General features: G+C 66.2%; 20 protein-coding genes. 10 read left to right on the top strand and 10 right to left on the bottom strand.

Features of this window, described 5'->3' with window-relative positions; all coding sequences use genetic code 11:
* Window positions 1-3 precede the first annotated feature (3 nt).
* Genes C8J42_RS08655 through hisI form a run of 3 tightly spaced genes read right to left on the bottom strand, consistent with a single transcriptional unit; the run spans window position 4 to window position 1333 of the window.
* Complete coding sequence (locus tag C8J42_RS08655) at window positions 4-456, bottom strand: MerR family DNA-binding transcriptional regulator (RefSeq protein WP_056049049.1); 453 nt, start codon at window positions 454-456, stop codon at window positions 4-6.
* Window positions 457-488: 32 nt separating this feature from the next.
* The gene (locus C8J42_RS08650; RefSeq protein ID WP_133019668.1) at window positions 489-974 is read right to left on the bottom strand and encodes a hypothetical protein; all 486 of its coding nucleotides are present in this window, start codon (window positions 972-974) and stop codon (window positions 489-491) included.
* On the bottom strand, window positions 971-1333 hold the full coding sequence (hisI, locus tag C8J42_RS08645) for a phosphoribosyl-AMP cyclohydrolase (RefSeq protein WP_133019667.1): 363 nt from the start codon (window positions 1331-1333) through the stop codon (window positions 971-973). The genes C8J42_RS08650 and hisI overlap by 4 nt, the downstream gene beginning before the upstream one ends.
* A gap of 120 nt (window positions 1334-1453) precedes the next feature.
* Here hisI and purF point away from each other — a divergent pair, with 120 nt between their 5' ends.
* Window positions 1454-2911, top strand: coding sequence for an amidophosphoribosyltransferase (gene purF, locus C8J42_RS08640; RefSeq protein WP_133019666.1), 1458 nt, complete (start codon window positions 1454-1456; stop codon window positions 2909-2911).
* Between the two features lie 16 nt (window positions 2912-2927).
* The gene (locus tag C8J42_RS08635; protein ID WP_133019665.1) at window positions 2928-3638 is read left to right on the top strand and encodes an SDR family NAD(P)-dependent oxidoreductase; all 711 of its coding nucleotides are present in this window, start codon (window positions 2928-2930) and stop codon (window positions 3636-3638) included.
* 81 nt (window positions 3639-3719) lie between these two features.
* Here C8J42_RS08635 and C8J42_RS08630 read toward each other — a convergent pair whose 3' ends face one another.
* The 3 genes from C8J42_RS08630 to C8J42_RS08620 all read right to left on the bottom strand — a co-directional run bounded on the left by C8J42_RS08630 (window position 3720) and on the right by C8J42_RS08620 (window position 7470).
* A complete protein-coding gene (locus C8J42_RS08630) occupies window positions 3720-4964 on the bottom strand; it encodes a cyclopropane-fatty-acyl-phospholipid synthase family protein (RefSeq protein WP_133019664.1) in 1245 nt (414 codons plus the stop codon).
* 208 nt (window positions 4965-5172) lie between these two features.
* Window positions 5173-6534 (bottom strand): deoxyribodipyrimidine photo-lyase, encoded by a 1362-nt coding sequence (locus C8J42_RS08625; protein ID WP_133019663.1) that lies wholly within the window; start codon window positions 6532-6534, stop codon window positions 5173-5175.
* 33 nt (window positions 6535-6567) lie between these two features.
* Window positions 6568-7470, bottom strand: coding sequence for a histone deacetylase (locus tag C8J42_RS08620; RefSeq protein WP_133019662.1), 903 nt, complete (start codon window positions 7468-7470; stop codon window positions 6568-6570).
* 74 nt (window positions 7471-7544) lie between these two features.
* Between C8J42_RS08620 and C8J42_RS08615 the strand changes: the two genes are divergently transcribed.
* The 5 genes from C8J42_RS08615 (at window position 7545) to C8J42_RS08595 (ending at window position 11565) form a co-directional block, all read left to right on the top strand.
* The gene (locus tag C8J42_RS08615; RefSeq protein WP_133019661.1) at window positions 7545-8039 is read left to right on the top strand and encodes an RNA pyrophosphohydrolase; all 495 of its coding nucleotides are present in this window, start codon (window positions 7545-7547) and stop codon (window positions 8037-8039) included.
* 39 nt (window positions 8040-8078) lie between these two features.
* Window positions 8079-8981 (top strand): DUF481 domain-containing protein, encoded by a 903-nt coding sequence (locus C8J42_RS08610; RefSeq protein ID WP_056481996.1) that lies wholly within the window; start codon window positions 8079-8081, stop codon window positions 8979-8981.
* Window positions 8982-9021: 40 nt separating this feature from the next.
* Window positions 9022-10227: a hydrolase gene (locus tag C8J42_RS08605; RefSeq protein ID WP_133019660.1), complete on the top strand. Its 1206-nt coding sequence runs from the start codon at window positions 9022-9024 to the stop codon at window positions 10225-10227.
* Window positions 10224-11237, top strand: a complete 1014-nt coding sequence (locus C8J42_RS08600; protein WP_133019659.1) for an arginine N-succinyltransferase — start codon at window positions 10224-10226, stop codon at window positions 11235-11237. Before C8J42_RS08605 ends, C8J42_RS08600 begins: the two co-directional genes overlap by 4 nt.
* A 109-nt stretch (window positions 11238-11346) precedes the next feature.
* Complete coding sequence (locus tag C8J42_RS08595) at window positions 11347-11565, top strand: hypothetical protein (RefSeq protein WP_056058579.1); 219 nt, start codon at window positions 11347-11349, stop codon at window positions 11563-11565.
* A 6-nt stretch (window positions 11566-11571) separates the two neighbouring features.
* Here C8J42_RS08595 and C8J42_RS08590 read toward each other — a convergent pair whose 3' ends face one another.
* Both C8J42_RS08590 and cobU read right to left on the bottom strand, forming a co-directional pair.
* The gene (locus tag C8J42_RS08590) at window positions 11572-12309 is read right to left on the bottom strand and encodes a Crp/Fnr family transcriptional regulator (protein WP_133019658.1); all 738 of its coding nucleotides are present in this window, start codon (window positions 12307-12309) and stop codon (window positions 11572-11574) included.
* A gap of 305 nt (window positions 12310-12614) precedes the next feature.
* Entirely contained in the window at window positions 12615-13190 is a 576-nt protein-coding gene (gene cobU, locus C8J42_RS08585; RefSeq protein WP_133019657.1) for a bifunctional adenosylcobinamide kinase/adenosylcobinamide-phosphate guanylyltransferase, read from the bottom strand.
* 94 nt (window positions 13191-13284) lie between these two features.
* On the opposite strand from cobU, the gene C8J42_RS08580 reads away from it, so the two are divergent.
* Genes C8J42_RS08580 through C8J42_RS08570 form a run of 3 tightly spaced genes read left to right on the top strand, consistent with a single transcriptional unit; the run spans window position 13285 to window position 16632 of the window.
* On the top strand, window positions 13285-14259 hold the full coding sequence (locus C8J42_RS08580; protein ID WP_133019656.1) for an aminotransferase class I/II-fold pyridoxal phosphate-dependent enzyme: 975 nt from the start codon (window positions 13285-13287) through the stop codon (window positions 14257-14259).
* Complete coding sequence (gene cbiB / locus C8J42_RS08575; RefSeq protein WP_133019655.1) at window positions 14252-15190, top strand: adenosylcobinamide-phosphate synthase CbiB; 939 nt, start codon at window positions 14252-14254, stop codon at window positions 15188-15190. Before C8J42_RS08580 ends, cbiB begins: the two co-directional genes overlap by 8 nt.
* The gene (locus tag C8J42_RS08570) at window positions 15178-16632 is read left to right on the top strand and encodes a cobyric acid synthase (protein WP_133019654.1); all 1455 of its coding nucleotides are present in this window, start codon (window positions 15178-15180) and stop codon (window positions 16630-16632) included. The genes cbiB and C8J42_RS08570 overlap by 13 nt, the downstream gene beginning before the upstream one ends.
* On the opposite strand, the gene cobS is transcribed toward C8J42_RS08570, so the two are convergent.
* Together cobS and C8J42_RS08560 are read right to left on the bottom strand one after the other, a co-directional pair.
* Window positions 16612-17343, bottom strand: coding sequence for an adenosylcobinamide-GDP ribazoletransferase (gene cobS / locus C8J42_RS08565; RefSeq protein ID WP_133019653.1), 732 nt, complete (start codon window positions 17341-17343; stop codon window positions 16612-16614). The genes C8J42_RS08570 and cobS overlap by 21 nt on opposite strands.
* Window positions 17340-17897: a histidine phosphatase family protein gene (locus C8J42_RS08560; RefSeq protein WP_133019966.1), complete on the bottom strand. Its 558-nt coding sequence runs from the start codon at window positions 17895-17897 to the stop codon at window positions 17340-17342. Before C8J42_RS08560 ends, cobS begins: the two co-directional genes overlap by 4 nt.

Below are 17897 nucleotides of genomic sequence, written 5' to 3'. Positions count from 1 at the left end.
GGTTTATCCTTGGTTGTCCTGGGCGCGGCTCACTTCGAGGAGGGCCACGAAACTGGTGAGTTCGTCGATGGCGAGATCGATGTCGCGCTTCTGCGCGGTCAGCAGCGCGATCCGCGCCTGGCTGCGCTCGATCACGACCTGGCGCTGCGCACGGCGGCCATCGCCGAGATCGTAGAGATCGATCATCTCGCGGATTTCGCCGAGGCTGAACCCGACGCGCTTGCCGCGCAGGATCCAGGCGAGCCGCGCGCGATCACGGTGCGAATAGATACGCTGCGTCCCGCGACGCTCGGGCGCGATCAGGCCCTCGTCCTCGTAGAACCGGAGCGCCCGCGCGGTCACGTCGAACTCGGCCGACAGGTCGGAGATCGTGAAGCTCTCGCGATCATGTCGCGGCTCGATCACCGCGTAGGATTGCGGGGTCGCCTGCAATCGAGGGGATGCTTGTGTCGCCATCCCCGGAGAAATAACTCTCGTTTACGTCAACGTCAATTGCCGCAAAGCAACTTTCCCTTAGTCGACCGTAGCGTCGCGGCCTCCGATCGCGATTCGCTCAGCCGGTCGACGGTCAGTGCCGCGAGCGAGGCGCGGCCGGTGCAGAGGGACTCGCAGGCTTCGGGGACTTCGGCGGGAAACACGATCCGATCGCCGTCGAAGCGCGCGTCGAATTTGCATGCGCCGAACGCGAGTTTCAGCGCATCGTTCGCGCGCTCGACGGTCCCCGATCCGGCGCACGCCTGATCCTCGCCATAGTCGACGCTGACGCCGATACGGGCGGTCTTCTCGATGCCGACAACGCAGACCCGGTCTGTATCGCGCGCCCATGATCCTTCTAGCGGCGCATTCGGGTCGGGCACGATCCCCGCCGTCTCCGCCGCAGACTCGAGCCGAGCTCCCGCGCTGTCCGCCACCGCAGTCGTCGGCTCCCGCCCACACCCGCCGAGCATGAGCGCGAGCAACAGCACCCGCTTCATTCGGCCGGCACCAACTTGCCCCCTTCGATCCGCCGGAAGAAGCAGGTACGCTCGCCGGTATGGCACGCTGGCCCCGCCGGGTCCGCGATCACCCACACCGCATCCTGATCGCAATCGATCCGAAGCTCGGCGACGCGCAGGACGTTCCCCGACGTCTCGCCCTTCTTCCAGAGCTTCTCTCGACTCCGCGACCAGAAATGCGCCTCGCCGGTCGCCTGAGTTTCCGCCAGCGCCTCGGCGTTCATGTGCGCGACCATCAGCACGTCGCCCGATACGCGATCGGTGACGACCGCGGTCAGGAGCCCGGCGGAATCGAATTTCGGATCGAGCGTCAGGCCCGTGTCGCGGCTGTGTGTCATGGCCTGGATATACCCAAAAGCCGGCCCGATGCGACCAGCAGCGCGCAATGTTATTACAAACAGGCGACAAGCCGGCGATCCGCTCGTATAGGGCAGCTTCCGCACGACGTGAGAACCGGCATGCTGACGACAAACCCTTATGATGACGACAAACTCCGCGAAGAATGCGGGGTGTTTGGCGTTTCGGCCACCGATGGCGCGGCCGCACTCGTAGCCTTGGGGCTGCACGCGTTGCAGCACCGCGGCCAGGAAGCCGCTGGCATCACGACCTTCGACGGCGCGCATTTCCATACGCACCGCGCGATGGGTCACGTCGCCGGGAACTTCGACCGTGACGACGTGATCCGGTCGCTGCCGGGCACCGTCGCCTGCGGCCATGTCCGTTATTCGACGACCGGCGAGACCGCGCTGCGCAACGTCCAGCCGCTCTATGCCGAGCTGTCAACCGGCGGCTTCGCGATCGCGCATAACGGCAACATTTCCAACGCGATGCGGCTGCGGCGCGAACTCGTCCGCCGCGGCTCGATCTTCCAGTCGACCAGCGATACCGAGACGATCATCCACCTCGTCGCAACGTCGAACTACCGGACGCTGCTCGATCGCTTCATCGACGCACTGAAGCAGATCGAAGGCGCCTATTCGCTGATCGTGATGACGCCCGAGGGCATGATCGCCTGCCGCGATCCTTTGGGCATTCGTCCGCTGGTGATGGGCAAGCTCGGCGACGCGGTGATCTTCGCCTCGGAGACGGTCGCTCTCGATGTCGTCGGCGCCACCTTCGTCCGCGCGATCGAGCCGGGCGAACTGGTCATCGTCCAGGGTTCGGAGATCCGCTTGATCCGCCCGTTCGCGCCAATGGCGGCGCGGCCGTGCATCTTCGAGTGGGTGTATTTCTCGCGCCCCGATTCGATCGTCGACGATCACTCGATCTATTCGGTGCGGAAAGCGATCGGCGCGCAGCTTGCGATCGAATCGCCGGTCGATGCCGATCTCGTCATCCCGGTCCCCGATTCGGGCACGCCGGCGGCGATCGGCTATGCGCAGCAATCGGGCATCCCGTTCGAGCTCGGCATCATCCGCTCGCATTATGTCGGACGCACGTTCATCTCGCCGGGCGACAAGGTCCGCCATCTTGGCGTGAAGCTGAAGCACAACGCCAACCGCGCGCTGATCAAGGGCAAGCGGGTCATCCTCGTCGACGATTCGATCGTCCGCGGCACGACCTCGCTCAAGATCGTCGAGATGATGCGTGAGGCAGGCGCGGCCGAAGTCCATATGCGGATCGCCAGCCCGCCGACGCGGCATTCGTGCTTCTACGGCGTCGACACGCCCGAGCGCGAGAAGCTGCTCGCGGCCAAGCTCGATCTCGGCGGCATGACCGGCTTCATCCATGCCGACAGCCTCAACTTCATCTCGATCGACGGCCTCTACAAGGCGCTCGGCGAGGCGAAGCGCGCGGATGTCCGCCCGAAATATTGCGATGCGTGCTTCACCGGGGATTACCCGACGACGCTGACCGACCATGACGAAGGCTCGGAAGTCGACCAGTTCGCGATGCTCGCCGAACGCGTCATCTGATACTCGCGGAGCTGATATGACGGACAAGCCTCTCGAAGGCCGGCTGGCGCTGGTCACTGGTGCCAGCCGCGGCATTGGCGCCGCGACCGCGGTCGCGCTGGCGGCAAAGGGTGCGCACGTCGTCCTGACGGCGCGTACGCCGGGTGGTCTCGAAGAAGTCGAGGCGGCGATCCACGCAGCCGGCGGCTCGGCGACAATCGCACCACTCGACTTGGCGGAGAGCGAAGCCATCGGGCGGCTGGCGACGGCGATCGGCGACCGCTGGGATGCGCTCGACATCCTCGTGCTCAACGCCGGCATGCTCGGCTCGCTGTCGTCGGTGCCGGCGATCGATCCGAAGGAAATGGCGCAGGTTCTGACGCTCAACGTCAGCGCGCAGGCGGCCATGATCGCTGCGTTCGACACGATGCTGAAGAAGGCGAAGTCGGCCCGCGTGATCGGCGTGACCTCCAGCGTCGGCCGCAAACCCCGCGCCTATTGGGGCCTCTACGGCGCGTCGAAGGCGGCGTTCGAGACTCTGCTCGGCGCGTACGGCGACGAGATGGCCGAGATCAGCGCTATCCGTACCGCGATCGTCGATCCCGGCGCAACGCGGACCAAGATGCGCGCACGCGCCTATCCGGGCGAGGATCCGAGCTCGGTCAAGGAACCGACAGTCGTGGCCGATCGCATCGTCGCGCTGGCAATCGAAGGTTTTGAAGCCGGTCACTTCGAGCGGGTCGGCTAACCGTTCTCCTGCGAACGCAGGAGCCCAGGATCACAATCGCCACCCCCCGTTACCCTGGGCTCCTGCGTTCGCAGGAAAACACTACCGCTTCACCAGCGTAACCTGCGCGACATCGATCCCGCCGCCGAGAAACCCGCCCTCGCAATACATCAGATAGTAGCGCCACAACGCTACGAACCGCGCATCGAACCGCGCCGGCAACCGCCCCTCCGCTACCGCGGCATCGAACGCCACGCGCCACCGCCGCAACGTCTCGGCATAATGCAGCCCGAACCCACGCCGGTCCTCCCACACGAGCCCCCGCGCCTCCGACAGCGCGCGAAACCGCGGCTCGGACAACAGCATCCCGCCCGGAAACACGTAACGCTGGATGAAATCGACACTCCGCGAATAGGAATCGAAGATCGCATCATCGATCGAGATATACTGCAACGCCGCGCGCCCGCCCGGCTTCAGCGCGCGCGCGATCGCGTCGAGATACACCGGCCAGTATTCCTCGCCGACCGCCTCGACCATCTCGATGCTCGCGACCGCGTCATACGTGCCGGTGACGTCGCGGTAATCGGTCAGCGCCACACGCACGCCGTCGAGCCCCGCCGCCGCGATCCGGTCGTCGACTTGCCGCTTCTGCTCGGTCGACAGCGTCAGTGCGTGCACGCCGACCCCCGCACGCGCCGCCATCTCGGCGAACGATCCCCAACCGCAGCCGATCTCCAGGATCGTATCGCCCGCCCGCGCCCCAGTCCGGTCGAGGATTGCGCGCAGCTTGGTCCCCTGCGCCGCCTCATGCGGTTCGGCATCGTCGAACGGCTCGGAGAAGATCCCGCTCGAATAGGTCAGGCTTGGGTCGAGCCACGTCTCGTAGAAGTCGTTGCCGAGGTCGTAATGCGCCGCGATGTTCTTGCGCGAGCCAGTCGGGTCGTTACGCCGCATCCGGTGCCACGCGCGCGCAGCCAACCGCACCACGCCGCCCGACCGCGCCGAACTCCCGAGCGAGCGGCGGTTGCGCATGAACAGGTCGAACAGCGGCACCGGATCGGGGCTTGACCAGTCGCCTGCCGCCCAGCCCTCGTACCAGCCGACCGATCCCGCGGTCGCCAGACGGACCAGCGCGCGCCAGCGGTGCAAAGTCACGACGGGCAAAGGCCCCGGAGCCCGTCCGCCGATCAGCCGCCGCGTGCCGTCGGGCAAGTGCGCGTCTATGCCACCGCTCTCCAGCCCCGCGTCGATCCGGTCGAGCAGACGGTGAAACATTGGCGCGAGGAGACGCGCGACCGGGGAAACCTGCGCGGCGGGCACATCGTCGAAAGCGGGAACGGCGGTCATCGCGGCGCTCCATGCAACACGGGCGGCGGCTAGGAAAGAGGCGTCCACGTCGTACCGGTTGGAACGCGATCCAAGGCCACAACGCGCTCCCCTCCCTGAAAGGGAGGGGCCGGGGGTGGGTAGGCCGGTTCGAGCCAACGACCGTCGACCAAGCGGAACCCGACCCACCCCCAACCCCTCCCTTCCAGGAAGGGGAGAAGAATCAACCCTAGCGCGCGTGCCGCCCAGCCTCGAGCGCCCGCTCCCGCCCTTCGCGGTGGCCGACGATTTTGGCCGGATACGCCTTCGGCCGGCAGCCCGACTCGTCCGGATCATGGATCGCTTCGCCGGTTACCTTCGCCAGTTCCGGCACCCACTCGCGGATATAGTCACTCGCATCGAACTTCTCCGACTGCGTCAGCGGGGCCATGATCCGCCCGAACATGTTCGAATCCACCCCGGTCCCCGCCACCCATTGCCAGTTCACCGAGTTATTCCCGTAATCCGCATCGACGAGGCAGTCCCAGAACCAGCGCTCCCCCTCGCGCCAGTCGATCAGCAGATGCTTCACCAGGAAGCTCGCCGTGATCATCCGCACGCGGTTGTGCATCCATCCGGTCGCCCAAAGCTGGCGCATCCCGGCATCGACGATCGGATAGCCGGTCCTGCCCTCCTGCCACGCCTTCAGGTCCGCGTCGGCCTCCTTGCCCGAGCGCCAGGGCAGCTTGTCGAACTTCGGCCGCCCGTTCGTATCGCCGTACTCCGGCATCGTCAGGACGACGCCATCGGTGAAATCGCGCCACGCCAGTTCCTTGCGGAACGTCGTCGCGTCGCCGTGTCCATCGACCGCGTGCCACACCGCACGCGGTGAGATCTCGCCGAAATGGAGATGCGGCGAAAGGCGCGAGGTGCCCTCGACCGACGGTATGTTGCGGTCGACGTCATACGCCTCGACGATCGGCGCCATCGCCTTCGCGTTCTTCAACGCCTGAGCCTCGCCCGGCGTCCAGTCGCCGAACCCCGTCGACCAGTCCGGCTTGGTCGGCAGCAGATCCCACTCCGCCAGCGCCTCGCTCTTCGGCCATTTCGATGGCGCCGGAATCGTCCGCGGCGCCGGCTCGGGATTGCCGGGCGGCATCATCTGGTTCAGCGCCTTCCAGAACGAGGAATAGACCTTGAACTGCCCGCCCGACCCCGTCTTCACATCCTCGACGCGGGCAAGGTGGTTGCCGTCATGCAGGCACAGCCGATCGCCAAGCGCTGCTTCGGCCTTCCGCCACCAAGGCTCGTAATGCCGGATCGCGTGCACCTGCTCGGCACCGGTTTCCTCCATCAGCGCCGTCAGCACTTCGACCGCATCGCCGCGTCGCAGGACCAGCTTCGACCCCTTGTCCTCCAACGACTTGGCAAACGAGTCGAGCGTATGGTGCAGCCACCACCGCTGGGCGCCGCCCATCGTCCATTTCCCCGGCGCGTCGTCGTCGAGCACATAGACCGGGATCACCGGCCCGGCATGCGCGGCGGCGATCAGCGCGGGTTGGTCATGAAGGCGGAGGTCCTGGCGCAGCCAGAGAAGAACAGGTGTCGTCATCGCATCCCCAACGCAGCAAGCCGCGATCCAGCATCACGCCGCTGCGAAAGTTTCCCCCAGCGTCATGATCGCCGCCACGTGCCGCTCGGCGATCGCGAGCGCATCGTCGCCGTAGCCCCCGCCGACCGTACTCGCGAGGGGGACGCCGCGCGCGATCGCAAGGCCAGCGACAAGCCGTTCCCGTCGAGCCAGACCGTCCAAGGTCAGCGCCAATCGCCCGAGCCGATCGCCCTCGAACGGATCCACGCCAGCCTGATACAGGATCAGCTCCGGCCGGAACTCGTCGAGCAACGGCACCAGGGTCGACTCCAGCGTCGCCAGATACGCCGCGTCGCCGACCTTGTCCGGCAACGGAACGTCGAGCGTCGATCGCGCCTTTCGCACCGGAAAATTCTTCTCCGCATGGATCGAATAGGTCGCGATCTCCGGCCGCCCCGCGAGCAACGCCGCGGTCCCGTCGCCCTGATGCACATCGCAATCGACGACGAGGACGCGCGCCACCCGCCCCTCGTCGATCAGCCGCGCCGCCGCCACCGCCAGATCGTTGAACACGCAAAACCCGGCGCCGGTGTTCGCCAGCGCATGATGGCTCCCGCCTGCGGTATTCGCCGCGAACCCGTGTTCCAGCGCGAGACATGCCGCAAGCCACGTCCCGTGCGGCACGATCGCCGCGCGCGACGCCACCGCCGCCGTTACTGGGAAGCCAATCCGCCGCTCCTTCTCCTTCGGCACCTCCGCGCAGAGCACCTCGGCGACGTAATCCTCGTCATGCACCGCCTCCAACCACGCGGTCGGAATCGTCTCGGCGCAGTGCCACGCCACCGCATCGCCCTTTTCGAGCAGAAGGTCGCGGATCAGCCCGTTCTTGTTCCAGCGATAGGTCGAGCGCGCCGGCGCGGGGGTGACATAGTCGGGATGGTGGACGACATGGATCATGCTCCGTAGGTAGGAGCGCGCCTGCCGACCCCCAAGTTCCCCGAGTCCCAAGCACCTGCGTTGCGGAGATTATTTTGACCGACGTTTCGACCCTGCCCTACCGTCCCTGCGCCGGCATCATGCTCATGAACGCGCAGGGGAAGATCTTCGTCGGTCAGCGCAACGATTCGCCGCTGGAGGCATGGCAGATGCCGCAGGGTGGGATCGACCCCGGCGAAGACGCCGAAGCCGCCGCACTGCGCGAGCTGGGCGAAGAAACCGGCGTCATGCCGGACAAGGTCGAACTGATCGCCGAAGCGCCCGGCGAATTCGTCTACGACCTTCCCCCCGAATTGCTGGGGAAAGTGTGGAAGGGCAAATGGCGCGGCCAGACACAGCGCTGGTTCCTGTACCGCTTCCTCGGCACCGACGCGGACGTCAACATCGCCACCGACCACGAGGAGTTCCGTGCATGGCGCTGGAGCGATCCCGCCGACCTGCCGCGGCTGATCGTGCCGTTCAAGAAGGCGCTCTACGAACAGGTACTCGCCGCCTTCGCGCCACATCTCGGCGCAACCTCGACACGCTGAACAGTTCCCATTCCGTCACGCTGCCGTTACGGAACGGCTGTGCGCCGCTTAGCCCCTCTTCTGCTCGCCCCGCTGCTGCTGGCGAACGCGCCCGACCCGCAGTCGGTGATGATCCCCGAGACGATCCGCGCGATGCTCGACGCAGCGCTGGAGGCGGGGAACGAAGCGGACGTCAACACGATCGCCAAATACGCGCGCGCCGCGGATCCTCTCAGCGGCGACGCGGTGCTGGCGATCGCCGAAAAGTGGAAAGCCGACCGTGCAGCGCAGCGCACGCAGGTCATTCGCCAAGCCAGCTTCCTCGACCTGTGGAGCGGCAAGGCCGAGGTCGGCGGGTATCTGACGACAGGCAATTCCGATACGGCGGGCGGCACCGCGGTGCTCGACCTCAACCGCGAAGGTCTTCGCTGGCGCCAGAAATTCCATGCGCAGGCGGACTATCAGTCGAACCAGAACATCACGACACGCGAGCATTACCTCGCCTCGTACGAGCCCAACTACAAGATCGACGACCGCGCCTATATCTACGGCGTCGCCCAATATGAAGGCGATCGGTTCCTCGGCTATTTCAACCGCTATTCGACCTCGGTCGGTGCCGGCTACAGCGTAATCAAGACCGCAGGGACCAAGCTCGATCTCGAACTCGGGCCGGCGTATCGCTACACCGAATTTACTGACGATACCGAGCAGAGCAGCATCGCCGCGCGTGGCACGGCGAATTTCAGCGTGCGGATTCTGAGCGGCCTGTCGGTCAGCCAGGTCGCTTCCGCCTATGTCCAGCGCTACAACAGCACGCTCAGCGGCACGACATCGCTGAACGCCAAACTGATCGGGCCGCTTTCCGCAGCCTTGTCGTACAGCGTCCAGTATGAAAGCGAGCCGCCGGTCGGCTCGGTCTCGACCGACACCACCAGCCGCGCGTCCCTGGTCTACAGCTTCTGACGCTGTTCCCACACGCGCCCGGCCTCGCTAGGGTCGCGTGATGAGGGGACTTTCACCGATAGAGCGCGATGCCGTCGACACGGCGGGCGCTGCACCGATGCTGGCGCAGGTCGAGGCATGGGCGGCCGTCAACAGCGGCACGCGCAACCTTGCCGGGTTGGCGGCGATGGCCGGATTGCTCGGCGACGCGTTCGCGAGCCTGCCGGGCGAGATCACGCTGGTCGAGCCAACACCTGTCGACAATGTCGGCGCGGACGGCGTGGTCTCTGCTATCGAGCACGGCAAGCACTTGCACCTCGTCGTGCGTCCCGACGCGCCCGTCCGTATGCTGTTCACGGGCCATATGGACACGGTCTACCCGGTCGATCACGCGTTCCAGTCTCTGCAATGGCTCGACGACGGCCGACTGAACGGCCCCGGCGTCGCGGACATGAAGGGCGGGCTGGCGGTGATGCTTGCCGCACTTCAGGCGGTCGAGGCCAGCCCCCTCGCCGCGCGGATCGGCTATGACGTCGTCATCAACTCGGACGAGGAAACCGGCTCCTTCTCTTCCGCCGGGCTGCTCGCCCGCGCCGCGCATGGCAAGGTCGCCGCGCTGACCTACGAACCCGCGCTCGCCGACGGCACGCTCGCCGGCGCACGCGGCGGTACGGGCAACTTCTCGATCATCGTCCACGGTCGCAGCGCGCACGCCGGCCGCAACCCCGAGGACGGCCGCAACGCGCTCGTCGCGGCCGCCGACATCGCGGTACGGCTGTCGAAGGTCCGCGGCCCGCGTCTCGCGGTGAACCCGGCGCGGATCGAGGGCGGTGGCCCGAACAACGTCGTCCCCGACCTCGCCATCCTCCGCATCAACTTCCGCCCTGCCACGCTCGACGACATCGCGCGGGCGCAGTCTCACATCGACTCTGCGATCGCGATGGTCGCTGCCGAGCACGACGTCCGCATCGAGGTCCATGGTAGCTTCAACCGCCCACCCAAACCGATCGACGACGGCGCGGCGCGACTGTTCGATCTCGTCAAGACATCGGGCGCGGACCTCGGTCTCGACATCGCCTGGAAAGCCACCGGCGGCGTCTGCGACGGCAACAACATCGCCGCCGCCGGCGTACCGGTCGTCGATACGATGGGGGTCCGCGGCGGCGCGATCCATTCGACCGACGAATTCATGATCCCCGACAGCCTCGCCGAGCGCGCGGCGCTGTCGGCGGTCACCATATTGCGTATCGCGGAGGGCCGCTTGTGAGCTTCAGGATCCGCGCTGCGGTCGACGACGACCTTCAGCACCTCTATGAAATGGCCAAGCTGACCGGCGGCGGCTTCACCAATTTGCCGCCCGATCGTCGTGCGCTCACCGCCAAGCTCGAACGCAGCCACGCCGCCTTCGCGCGCACCGATGGCCCGGTCCAGGACGAGCTGTTCGTGCTGATCCTCGAGAACATCGAGACGAAGGAAGTCCGCGGCACCTGCCAGATCTTCACGCAGGTGGGCCAGAGTTACCCCTTCTACAGCTACCGGATCGGCCAGCTCACGCAGCATAGCCGCGAGTTGAACCGAACCTTCCGCGCCGACATGCTCACGCTCGCCACCGATCTGGAAGGCGCAAGCGAGGTCGGCGGGCTGTTCCTCCATCCCGGCGAACGCGCTGGCGGCCTTGGCCTGTTGCTCGCGCGCAGCCGCTACCTCTTCATCAAGATGCACCGCGCGCGTTTTGCCGACCGGATCCTCGCCGAACTGCGCGGCGTCATCGACGAGGCAGGCGGCTCGCCGTTCTGGGACGGCCTCGCAGGCCGCTTCTTCGGGATGAATTTCCAGGACGCGGACCAGTTCAATGCCATCAACGGTCACCAGTTCATCGCCGACCTGATGCCCAAGCACCCGATCTACACTGCGATGCTGACCGAGACCGCACGCGCGGCTATCGGCCTGCCGCATCCCTCGGGCCGCGCGGCGATGCGAATGCTGGAGAACGAAGGCTTTGCGTTCGAGAATTACGTCGACATCTTCGATGGCGGCCCGACGATGACTGCCCGCACCGATCAGGTCCGCTCGATCGCCGACGCGCGCGACAGCAGCGTCGTGGCGATCGACGGCGATGGTAAGGACGCGTTGGTTGCGACGGGCAATCTTGCCGACTTCCGCGCTGCATTCGGGAAGGTCCGCGAGACCGAGGACGGTGTCGTGCTGGCCGATGATTGCGCGCGGTTGTTGGGCGTCGCAGAAGCCGACCGGGTCACGCACGTCGCTCGCATCTGACCGCCGCAATCCAACGTAAAACGTCGAGTTAATTTACAGGTAACCATATTTTCTAGCGTCTGAATCGCGCATATCAGCCACTGGTACGCATCTTGCTCAGACGTCCACCATGTGGACCCGGTTTGCTCGCCTTTTCATCATCAAGACCAAGTTCGAGGCTTTCCTCGTCATCTACGGCCTAGGCGTCGGCGCGGTCGAACGCGGGATGCACTATCTCCAGCAATATCCCGGCTACGGCGGCTGGCTGTTGTTCGCCGCCTGCCCGATCGCCGTCTTCATGGCTGGCGGGCGTATCATCGATTCGGTCGATCACGCGCATCAACGATAAGAGCGATTAGCTAATCTGCTGGGCAAGATGCAGATAGCGGCTCGAGAAGTCCGCGAGTTCGCGCAGTGCATCCCATTGCGGAAAGCTGATCCGGCGGCGATTGCGCCCGATCAGACCATCCGCTTCGAGCGACTTTATCGTGCGGTTCACATGTACCGCCGTCAGTCCGAGGGCATCACCAAGCTGCTCCTGGCTCATCGGCAATTCATAGCCATCGGCGCCGGTCAGCCCCTGCATGTCGAGACGGATCGCGAATTCGCACAGGAAATGCGCCAGCCGTGACCGCGCATCGCGGCGACCGATATTGAGAATCCATTCGCGAAATATCGATCCCTCGACCAGCGTATTGACGAAGATCGCGTTGCTGATGGCCGCACGGTTCCGCGCCAGTTCGCGCAACGCCGACCGCGGAATCGTCGCAACCTCGGCGCGGGTCAGCGTCTGAACGTTGTGGTCCGCGACGTCGAGGAACAGATGCTGGAAGTCGAGCGGCTCACCCGGGATGTGCAGCGACACGATCTGTCGCATGCCGGCGCCGGTCAGCTTCTGGCGATACGCGAACCCCGACAACAGTACCGCACATTGATCCGGCGCGTCGCCTTCGCGCACGAGATAGGAGGACGGCTCGAACGTGCGAAGGGTATATGGCAGCGCGAGCAGCGCCTTGCGATCGCCGTCGTCCAGCACAGCGTGCGTTTCCAACTTCCGAACCATCAGCGCCAAGGGGCTGAGCGTCGTAGCCATGAGAGTAATCCCGCAAAATTCGGGGCGGGAGCACATGCATCTCTCGGTCGTCAGGGCCCAAAAATCGGCTGGCGATAAGCTCTTTTAACATAGCTCGAACGGAAATGTTTTAATTAATGTTGAGCGGACCGATCTGCTCCAATTAATTTTGAGGTCGTACAAAAAAAATTAAAAATATCGGTTTCACGATCTGCCGATCATATTGCCGGAATTCGAGATACTAAAAACCAGATCAGTTTTTTATATCGCACAAATGATCGCTTCCGGTCACCGCGAATACTTGACCATCGTGAGAAATGTGATCGCTAGTCATTCTGAGATCTATACTCTGCGTTCGGCGTCTTCCAGCGCTGAACCAAACCGGCCATGACCATGTCGACGGAATCGACCTCCTCGGCGATCCGCTGATGCAGCAACCCTGCCGCATCCCGGAAACGCCGGGCCAACACATTGTCCGGGACGATACCCAATCCGACTTCGTTCGACACAAGGATGACGCGGCCTTCCAACCGCGCGATCGTCTCGACCAGATCGTCCACGCGCGCGGCGATAGCCTCGTCGGCTAGCAGCAGGTTCGACACCCACAGGGTCAGGCAATCGACCAGCATCACGACGTCCGGGCCGTCTTCACTCTTCAGCGCCTCGCCAAGCGCCAGAGGAGCCTCGACCGTTCGCCACCGGTCGTCACGGTCGGCGCGGTGACGCACGATCCGATCCTCCATCTCGCCGTCGAACGCCTGCGCGGTCGCGATATAGACGAGCCGCGTCGCGTGGTCTGTCGCCGCGGCTTCGGCCAAGCCTTGCGCGTGGCGGCTTTTCCCCGAGCGCGCGCCACCCAGCACGAACAGGCTTTTTCCGAACGGCGTCCCGACCGATTGCATCCTACCGTTTCCTTCGCGCTTGCTCGACGGGCCCGGAATGACGATGACGCCCGGAAGATCAAGCGAAAGCCCGCGGGTCCGAGTGAAAGACAGTATGAACGCCCTGCGCATCCACGGTGGACGGATCGACCTCGCCGCCGTCCACTATCCGGATGCGCAGAGACCATGGCTCGACCTGTCGACGGGTATCAACCCCTGCGCGTGGCCTACCGATCGCGTTCCGACGGTCGATCTGCACAGCCTGCCCTCACCCGCAGCAATCGCGGATCTGGAAGCGGCGGCGGCGGCGGTGTTCGGCACAACCGCGGACCGGGTCGTCGCGTTGCCCGGCAGTGAACTCGGTCTGCGAATGCTGGCCGCGCTGGACCTGCCTACCCCCGCCCGGTTCGTCGTGCCGAGTTACGCCACGCATGCCGAAGCGATCGACGGCGCCGTTCCGATAGCGCGAGATGCGATCGGGACGGTCGCGGACGGCACGCTGCTGCTGGCCAACCCCAACAATCCGGACGGCCAGTGCGACACGCCGCAACGCCTGCTGACGATCGCCCGCAGCGGTGCCTTCCTGATCGTGGACGAAGCGTTTGCCGACGTAGCGCCCGGATCTAGCCTCATCCCCCTGCTCCGCCCCGACGACCGCGCGATCGTATTTCGGTCGTTCGGCAAATTCTTCGGCCTGCCCGGCGTGCGGCTCGGGTTCATGATCGGGCCGCTGGAGCACGTCGCCGAGATACGACGGCGGCTCGGCAGCTGGCCGATATCGGCGCACGCCGTGGCCTATGGCCTCGCCGCCTACGGAGACGCCGAATGGATCGCCGCCGCGCGGGTCTCGATCGTCGAACGCGCAGCGAGGCTCGACACGATGTTGGCACGTCATGGCCTCCAAGCCGGCGGCGATTGCGCGTTGTTCCGGCTGATCGACACCGACGCGGCACCAGCGCTGTTCGAACGGCTTGCACGGGTCGGCATCCTGACTCGAACCTTCGATCATTCGCCGCGCTGGCTTCGTATGGGCGTCCCGGGCAGCGACCAAGCCTTTGCACGGCTCGACGAGGCGCTTGGCGGTGGTTGAGCCGGTCGCCGTGCTGGCGATCATCATCGACGCCGCGGTCGGCTGGCCGGCGCCGCTCTATGCGCGGATCGGTCATCCGGTTGGTGGCTTCGCGCGGATGATCGGCTGGGCCGAGACGCGCTGGAACCGCCCTACGCTATCGGACACGGTCCGTCGCGCTGCCGGTGGCGTCACGATCGTCTCACTCATCGGAATAGCCGTTGCAGTAGCGCTCGCCGCAACGTCCGTCGCGCGCTGGATACTTGGTCCCATGGCCTGGATCGCGATCGGCTTGATGGCGGCGCCCGGCCTCGCGATCCGCAGCCTGTACGACCATGTCGTGCCGGTCGCGCGCGCCCTCGAAACCGGTGACCTCGAAGCCGCACGCGCCCGCGTCGCGATGATCGTCGGCCGGGACGTCGCGACACTCGACGAAGCCGGCGTCGCGCGCGCCGCGATCGAGAGCCTCGCGGAGAGCGTCTGCGACGGCGTCGTCGCGCCGCTGTTCTGGCTGCTGGTCGCCGGCCTGCCCGGCCTCTGGGCGTACAAGGCGATCAACACCGCGGACAGCCTGATCGGACACCGCGAGGACAGGTGGCGCGCGTTCGGCTGGGCGGCGGCGCGGACCGACGACGTCGCCAACCTCATCCCCGCGCGGATCAGCGGTGTTTTGCTTTGCGTCGCAGGCTGGGGCGGTTGGCGGACGATGGTACGCGATGCCCGGAACCATGCCTCGCCCAACGCAGGATGGCCCGAAGCAGCGATGGCCGGCGCGCTCGGCCTTCGCCTCGCCGGACCGATCGTCTATGACGGCGTCGTCGCCGCAAAGCCCTATATCGGCGACGGTCGCACCGGCGTAACCGCCACGGACCTCCGCGCGGCGCTCGGCATCTATCGCCGGGCCTGCATTCTTCTCCTCGTCATCGCCGGAGTACTCGCATGGCGGCTCTGATGCTGCAGGGCACAGGCTCCGACGTCGGCAAGTCCGTGCTCGTCGCCGGACTGTGCCGCGCGTTCGCCAACCGTGGCCTGTCGGTCCGCCCGTTCAAGCCGCAGAACATGTCGAACAACGCGGCCGTCACCGCCGATGGTGGCGAGATCGGCCGCGCGCAGGCGACGCAGGCGATCGCGTGCCGCGTCGCGCCGAGCGTCGACATGAATCCGGTGCTGCTCAAGCCGCAGGGCGACCGCACCTCGCAACTGATCGTCCGCGGGCAGGTCCGCGGCACGCTCGCCGCCGCACGGTGGCGCGAGGGACGCGAGGGGTTGCTGGTCGACGTGCTCGACAGTTTCGAGCGGCTGTCGGCCAGCTGCGATCTCGTCGTCGTCGAGGGTGCGGGGAGCCCAGCTGAGGTCAACCTGCGCGCAAGCGACATCGCCAACATGGGCTTCGCCCGCGCCGCCAATGTCCCCGTGATCCTGGTCGGCGATATCGACCGCGGTGGTGTCATCGCGGCGATCGTCGGCACGCGCGCGGTGATCGATCCGGCCGACGCGGCGATGATCCACGGCTTCCTCATCAACAAGTTCCGCGGCGACCCTGCGCTGTTCGACGACGGCTATCGCGCGATCGAAGCGCGCAGTGGATGGCGCGGCTACGGCGTCGTACCCTGGCTAGCGGACGCCACACGGCTGCCCAGCGAGGATGCAGTGATCCTCGAACGCCCCGTCGCCAGTGCGGAACGGCGCGTGACGATCGCCTGTCCGATCACACCACGGATCGCCAATTTCGACGACCTCGACCCGCTGCGTCTCGAACAAGGCGTTTCGCTGGTGATGGTTCCGTCCGGCACGCCTATTCCGGACGTGGACTTGATCGTGCTGGCCGGCTCGAAAGCCACGATCCCCGATCTGGCCTTCCTGCGCACGCAAGGCTGGGACATCGATATCCTTGCGCATCACCGCCGGGGAAAGCCGGTACTGGGGCTCTGCGGCGGCTACCAGATGCTGGGTCGCAGCATCGCCGATCCGCACGGTATCGAAGGCGCGGCGACGACTATTCCCGGGCTTGGGCTGCTCGATATCGACACGGTGCTCACACCGACCAAGACGCTCGAGCGGATCGAGGGGATCGCCAACGGCGCGCGCTTCGAAGGCTATGAGATGCACATGGGCGCGACCACCGGCGCCGACCTGAACCGCCCCGTCGGTCACCGCTCCGACGGCAGCGCGGAGGGTTCGACGAGCGCCGATGGACTGGTCCACGGGAGTTATGTCCACGGGTTGTTCGGGCTTGCCGAGCAACGCGCGGCGTGGCTGGGCCGGCTCGGCGTCGACGCTGTCGGACCTGACCATGCTGCCTCGATCGATGCCGCGCTCGACGCGATCGCGGCGACGCTCGAACGTCACGTCGATCTCGATGCGATGCTCGACCTAGCCCAGCGCGCCGGCTGACGCACCGGCGATGGCAAAAGCGAGCAGGACGGCGGTCTCGACAAGCTCGATCCCCGCCCCGTGCGCGTCTCCGGTCACGCCCCCCAATTTACGCCGTAACCACGCAGCGACGGCCAGTATCAGGAGCGGAACCGCCAACAGCGCGGGAACCGCGACGGCCGCGAGCGCCAGGAGGAGCCCCCAGCCGACCAGGTCGCGCGATCGGACTGCGCCGGCGACCGCGGCGCCCAATCCGCCCGCCCGCAACGGCGGCAACAGGACTGCCCAGGCAAGTGGCCCCATGCGCGCCGCAAACGGTACCAAGATGACCAGCCACCACGCCGTCAGCCCGACCGCGTGCAGCAGCACGAGCTTGGCGATCATCTGGGCGACGATCGCGACGACACCGAAGCTGCCTATATGCGGATCCGCCATCACCGCGAGCAGCCGCGTCCGGTCGCCGTGCGCCGCACCCAGTCCGTCGGCGAGATCGGCCAGCCCGTCGAGATGCAATGCGCCCGTGACGGCGATCCACGTCAGCAACGCGGCGCACGCCCCGATCCATGGGTCGATCAACGCGCCTGCCCATCCCGCCGAGGCGACGAGCACGCCAATCGCCAATCCGACGAGCGGATAACACCGGATCGCCGCGGCAAAGTCGTCCGCCCCTGCCTCGACGCGCGGCATCGGCAGGCGCGTCAGGAAACCGAACGCGACGACCAGCCGCTTCACGTCGCCAGCCCGACGATCTGCACCGTCCGATCCGGCCCCGGCCAGATCCGCAACGACACGAGCGCGGCATAAGGCAGGTCGAACGCCCATGTCTGGCGACGATCGAACCCGCACAGGTCCGCGAGCGCCGCCCGGATAGCGCCACCGTGCGTGACGACCAACGTCGGCATCGACGGAAGTACCGCCAAGGCATTGCCGACCCGGTCCAGCAACGACGACCATCGCTCACCGTCCGGCGGCGGGGCAGCGTCCGGATCGTCGTGGAACCGCGCGAAGGCCGCCGGATCGATATCGGCTGGACGCATTCCGTCCCACGCGCCGAAGTCGAGTTCACGCCACCGTCGATCGACCTCGCCGACGATGCCCCGCGCGTTGCCGATCGCCGTCGCGCAATCGCGTGTACGCATAAGGTCGGACGACACGATCGCGGCGACTTCCAATCCTACGGCGCGCTGGACGCACGCCGCAACGCCGGCCTCCGTCACCGGATCTTCCGTTCGCCCCAGCAACAGGCCTTCGCGGACGGGCGCGCCATGCCGCATCAGGTACAGCAT

The sequence above is a fragment of the Sphingomonas sp. PP-CE-1A-559 genome (genome assembly GCF_004340965.1).
In the GTDB taxonomy this organism is placed as follows: Bacteria; Pseudomonadota; Alphaproteobacteria; order Sphingomonadales; family Sphingomonadaceae; genus Sphingomonas.
The sequence above is the reverse complement of the archived record's forward strand: the minus strand, read 5'-3'. Positions and strand labels throughout refer to the sequence as shown.